Genomic DNA, 5536 nt, shown 5'->3' on the forward strand with positions numbered 1-5536 from the left:
TGAGGGTAGTCAAGAAATACTGGGTGAATGTGCAGGTGGCGATCGCTAATTAATTTCAGTTCTTGTAGTACCGCTCTATCTCCAAGAAATACTGGGTGAATGTGCAGGTGGCGATCGCTCCCTTGGGGGTCGCGTCGCCTCAGATTGTTGAAAGCGTGTCAGAGAATGAGGAAGACTTGCCTGTGGCAATGGACTGCACGACGCTGGCGCTTGTGGATGCTGCACAAAGTAATCCCGCTTCTCTACGAGACGCTGCGCGAACGTTGTTGGCTGAAAACCAAGATTGTAGTGTTGAGCCGAAAGATTGTCTTGAAGTTACTTGTTCCGCCGCGTCTGTTGCTGAAAATGAATTTTGTTTAGGTTCAGCGATCGCTAATCAAATACAGGGGCAAGTAGAGCAAGGTTATTCTGCAACGTTTACGGTTGAAAACTCAGTTTCGGGTGTAGAAATCAAAACAGTTGATGAGGGTGAAAGTTCCCTCCGGGTTCGGGAGTTCGCAATCGACGGGAACCGCCAAGACTGCGACTCCCTCACCGCCGCGCTTGTGCCAAATCCTGAAAAATGGTCGCACGAGGCGATTGTAGCGAGGTCGCAGATTCGACCAGAGCGTATGCAGAAACTCAAACTTGCGGGGAATTCGGCGCAGAATCCGGGGTTTGACTTCTTGCACGAGTGCTGGAATGATGATCCGGCTTTGCAAATTGTGATTAAAAAACTATTGGCGAAGTGTCCGCAGTGGGGGATTACGATTGTGGATGGGGTGTTAATTGATTGGAATGCTAAACTAAAATAATGCTAGAAGACCCAGAAAAACCCAAAGAAGTCTGGACTGATTATGTTTGGGCTGACAATGAAGCAGAAGCCATGCAAAAATGTCAGATAAAAGCACAAGAGGCAACTATTGAAGGTAAAACAGTTGTGCGGCTCATTGGGCAACCCAAGAAAGTAGGTAGAGGAAAACGCTACGAATGTCAATTTGAGGGAGAAATTTATGACACTTGAACTTCCACTAATTCCGAAGCCTGGGGAAGTATTTTTAGCTGTAGAACTGACTGCTGTGCAAAATATGACTGTTGCACAAACCCTCAAATTATTAGAGGATATGGGCTACAATCCATCTCTGCGGTATAGACAATTCTCTGATGGAAGGGTTTGTATCTACGCTTTGCTCAAACATGATTTTGTCAATCCCGAAATCTTACAAAACTCTGATTATCTAGGAGTTCAACTAGACGCATTGGCAGAGGTAATTAAACCTACTGATGCTATTACGTCACCACGCGGAATTAGTAGCGCCAAAACACCTGCAATTGTGTAGAGTTTACCAACTGTTCGGTTTGCACCTAGCAAGCAATCTAAATGAATTTTCTTTAAGTTCAGTAATGTCTAATGACAAGCCGTTTCACGTCTACGCTAATTAAACACCAGAATAAGTAGAACAGGGTTATTCTGCTTCCTTGTCGGCAGAAAACCAAGTTTCGGGTGTAGAAGTCAAAGCAGTTGATGAGGGTGAAAGTTCCGCCGCGCCTGTCCCCAGTGCTGAGAAATGGTCGCATGAGGCGATTGTAGGGAGGTCAAATCTGCGACCGGAGCGGATGCAGAAACTCAAGGTTGCGGCGAATTCGGGGCAGAATCCGGGGTTAGAATTCTTGCACGAGTGTTGGAGTGATGATCCGGCGCTTGTAATCGTGATCAAGAAATTGCTGGCGAAGTTTCCGCAGTGGGGAATTGCTTGTGTGGATGGGGTGCTGATTAATTGGAATGAGTAAGATGTGAAAATTTGCGGTGTCCAGATTCCCGACTTCATAAAAGTTGTTGAAATTTGGAATTTTTAAGAGTGTGTATAAGTATCTATTAGTGGTTATTTAGTATTACTTACTTCTATTGTTTTTGGCGGGTTCCCAGCAGCATAAATCTCCCACATAGCAAAGTAGGCAAGTTCAAGATTGCGGGTAAATCGTGGTGTGTCAAACAAAGGATAAGTGGTACGATTTTGTGCTAATCTCTGTTTGAGTTCCGGCAATGCTATAGGGGAATCGCCTAAATCTATTGCCAATTGCTCATATTGCTTTAAGTTATTAGTGATTAAGTCTGGTAAACCAACTGCTGTTAGCAAACTAGCCCCAACACGAGAAGCAAAGGTTTTTCCTATACAAGTGACGACTGGTAAACCTGCCCATAAAGCATCACTAGCAGTAGTGTGAGCATTATAATAAAGGGTATCTAGAAATAAGTCTGCTAATTGATGTCTTGCTAAATGTTCTGCTTTGGTGTGATATTGGGCAAAAATTAAGCGATCGCGATTAATTCCTCGCGCTTGGGCTTCTTTTTTAAGATTATCCTCAGCAGCAGTAAATCTCACAAGTAACCACAACACACTATCTGGAACTGCGGCGAGAATTCTCATCCAAACATCGAAAATCTGCGGTTCAATTTTATAGTTGTTATTGAAGCAGCAAAAGACAAAACCCGACTCAGGTAAACCATATTGAGAACGAGTCACAGGGGTAGAAGCGATCACTTGTTGATAATCGTTGATTTGATAGCTGTGGGGTAAGGTGACTAGCTTCTCGCTAAAACCATCAGCAAATTCTGGCGGTGTGACTACTGGATCGCTAATAATATAATCTATAAAATCAGCACCCATCGTTCCAGGATAGCCCAAATAACTGACCTGAATGGGAGCAGGGCGCAAAGCCAAAATAGCACTGCGAGAACCAGCAGTGTAACCTTTGAGATCGATTAATATATGAATGCCATCATCATAAATTTGGTGGGCGCTTTCTTCTATAGATAAAGTAGTAATATCTCGGAAGTGTTCGCTGTTAACAGCGATGTGTTGGCGGTATTCGCTATTGTCGTCTGCGCCGAAAGAGTAAGCAAATATCTCAAAATTAGCTTGCTCGTGCAGGTTAAATAAGCTTTTCATCAAATGACTAGTAGCATGATTGCGGAAATCATTGGATAAATAGCCAATGCGTAGCCGCCCATTCAAAGAACGGGAATGAGTAAAATTGAGAGATTGCTTTTGACTTGCCCATTGTGCTTTAATATTTTCTCCATGAGTCCGAGCTATTTCTAGCAAAAAAGTCTTGTCCCAAGACTTGTGTAAGCTATCAAAGGGGCCGATTGTTGTCGGTTTTGCCTTCTCAACCTCAGAGAGAGTTTGTTCCCAGATGCGGGTTAAATCAGACTGACGACTACGCCAATCGCAACTCATTTCTTTGAGGTAAAACAAGTAATTGAATGCTTCAGCCGAGTCTGGTTGGAGTTGTAAAACCTTTTCAAATACTACCCTGGCTTCATCTACTTGACCATTGCTAGAGATCGCCAAAGATAACAGTGCTGCCCCTAAACGGTTATATGCTTTAATATAGTCTGGGTTATAGCGAATAGCTAAACGATAACAAGTGATCGCACCTTCTAAATTCTCTTGCGCCTCTAAGACTATGCCCAGATTCAGATAAGCTTCTGGATAATCGGGATTTTTCTGTAAAGCCTCTTGAAACTTAGCTGCTGCTGCTGATAGCTTACCTTGCATTTGCCAAGCTAGACCAAGATTATTGTGAGCAAAAGCATAGTTTGGGTTGCTGAGAATTGCAGACTCAAAACAAGCGATCGCTTTTTCTAAGTTTTTCTGGGCTACTTCCACAATACCTAAACTATTATGTGCTTCTGCATATTTCGGGTTAATGGTCAATGCCTGTTGGTAAGCCAGAATAGCTTGGTTAGTTTGTCCTTGATTGTCCATAATTACGCCCAACTGATACCAAGCGGGAGCATATTGGGGATATTGGGCGATTATCTGTTCGTATAAAGCGATCGCTTCTGTAAATTGTAGTTGTGTTTGTAAAGCTAATGCTTGTTGATAAAGCTGTTCTACGGCTCTTAATTGGTGCTTCGGGGTTGGCCATAACCAATCAGAATTAGGCCAGTCTTGATTCTGAGGCGTGATTGCACATATCGTATTGTTCCGATTTGTATTGTCAGTAAATTTTTGTGTAGGCGCTGACTTGTCAGTTTGCAAATTTCCCTCTATGAGAGGAGAACGTGGATCGAGGGTAATCAAGTGCTGAATCTCCTGAGTCTGGAATCCTAACGCTTGTGGGCGACGGACTCCTGTTAACACCTGCACATCATAAAGTTCCGTTACTTCTCCTTCTAGACGTAGCCAGTGGACAACTTGACCCGTTTTCAAGTCAATCACCATCAACCCACATCGGGGTTCAGCATTTTTATTGACTAAATTCTCATCCAGTTTTAAACCAGAAAAAGTTTTGTCGCGGGGTTTAGATAAGCCGACAACGGCATAATCGCCACTAAATGCCAAACCACGCAGAAAACCGGGACAAAAAGCAACAGGCTGAAATACTCCATCGGAATCGATATAGCCAAATTCCCCCGTGCCAGCATTCAGCAACCACAATTTACCCTGATAAAATCGTGGGGCGTGGGGCATAGATAAACCCCTAGCAATCACCCGATCAGATTGAATATCAATAATACAACCGCCGCCTTGTCGCTTGTCCCGCCAACCATCCACTACATCAGATTCACCACAGAGGGTAACATAGCGGGGTTTACCGTCCACCATCGCCAAACCATTGAGGTGACAACGATCTTCATTTACCAAACTAGAAATAAATTTAGGTTTCCATAAAGGAATGCAACTATGGCGATCGCTCACCGTTGCCAGACAATTTAATATAGTACTGATAAAAATAATGCGTTCGTTATCAGCTTCCACCGCCAAATCATGAATATCTAAATCCCCAGTAGTATAAGCAATCCGGGGAATATACAGCTTGTCATAACCATCATAAAATTGTCCTGGAGTCAGCACATTGTCTAACTGCCAGAGTTGGGATCTAGAACTGAGATAAATTCGTTCTGGGGTAGCATATAACCCCATTGCGCGGTCAAAAACGCGCTCAAATCCCGACAATTGTCCGTGGGTATTCACCCCTAACAGCATCAGACGCGAACTTTGATAGGTAGAGAAAGCCAGACTAATTTGCTGGGATTGCAGCCAGTCGATGAAATTACGCGAGGCGAGTATTTCTACAGGGAGAGCAGCTTTAGCAGTGGATTGTACGATCATTGGCAAAAAAAAATATAACTTTTGACATTAGCAGTAAACATTGCTAAAGTGTTGGGCGTTTAGTTATTAACTATACATACACACAAAATCAAGTCAATAGCTACGTAACATTCATTAGAACATTTCTCGCCCCCGCCGCAATCCTCCTAAGGAGCTTTAATATCCCCGACTTCTTAGAGAAGTTGGCGATCTGACCACCAAGTGATTTTACCCAAGGTCAAATTAATACCAAAACAGGGAAATACTTAAGCATCATGACAACTGCAACTATCACAAAGCACACCCTAGTCATTATCGACTCAGCAATTGACGATCATCAAATACTTGCCCAAGGCATCATACCCACAGCCCAAGTAACTGTCCTCAACAAACACCAAGACGGCATCGCCCAAATCACCGCTCTCTCAAAAAACCATCCCGCAGCCAGTATCCAG

At 43.5% G+C, this 5536-nt stretch carries 6 protein-coding genes; 5 read left to right on the forward strand and 1 reads right to left on the reverse strand.

Annotated elements, in window-relative coordinates; genetic code table 11:
- The first annotated feature begins 95 nt into the window (after positions 1-95).
- From ACEW80_RS23965 to ACEW80_RS23980, 4 genes are all read left to right on the forward strand, one after another.
- Complete coding sequence (locus ACEW80_RS23965) at positions 96-794, forward strand: hypothetical protein (protein WP_373528986.1); 699 nt, start codon at positions 96-98, stop codon at positions 792-794.
- Positions 794-1003: a hypothetical protein gene (locus tag ACEW80_RS23970; RefSeq protein WP_373528987.1), complete on the forward strand. Its 210-nt coding sequence runs from the start codon at positions 794-796 to the stop codon at positions 1001-1003. Before ACEW80_RS23965 ends, ACEW80_RS23970 begins: the two co-directional genes overlap by 1 nt.
- Positions 993-1319: an acyl carrier protein gene (locus ACEW80_RS23975; RefSeq protein WP_373528988.1), complete on the forward strand. Its 327-nt coding sequence runs from the start codon at positions 993-995 to the stop codon at positions 1317-1319. The genes ACEW80_RS23970 and ACEW80_RS23975 overlap by 11 nt, the downstream gene beginning before the upstream one ends.
- Positions 1320-1458: 139 nt before the next feature.
- Positions 1459-1770, forward strand: a complete 312-nt coding sequence (locus tag ACEW80_RS23980) for a hypothetical protein (protein WP_373528989.1) — start codon at positions 1459-1461, stop codon at positions 1768-1770.
- Between the two features lie 92 nt (positions 1771-1862).
- Here ACEW80_RS23980 and ACEW80_RS23985 read toward each other — a convergent pair whose 3' ends face one another.
- Positions 1863-5102: a TIGR03032 family protein gene (locus ACEW80_RS23985; protein WP_373528990.1), complete on the reverse strand. Its 3240-nt coding sequence runs from the start codon at positions 5100-5102 to the stop codon at positions 1863-1865.
- A 254-nt stretch (positions 5103-5356) separates the two neighbouring features.
- On the opposite strand from ACEW80_RS23985, the gene ACEW80_RS23990 reads away from it, so the two are divergent.
- On the forward strand, positions 5357-5536 hold a 180-nt coding region (locus tag ACEW80_RS23990), incomplete at its 3' end, for a DUF4347 domain-containing protein (RefSeq protein WP_373528991.1).

The organism is Nostoc sp. (assembly GCF_041747015.1).
Lineage (GTDB): Bacteria > Cyanobacteriota > Cyanobacteriia > Cyanobacteriales > Nostocaceae > Nostoc.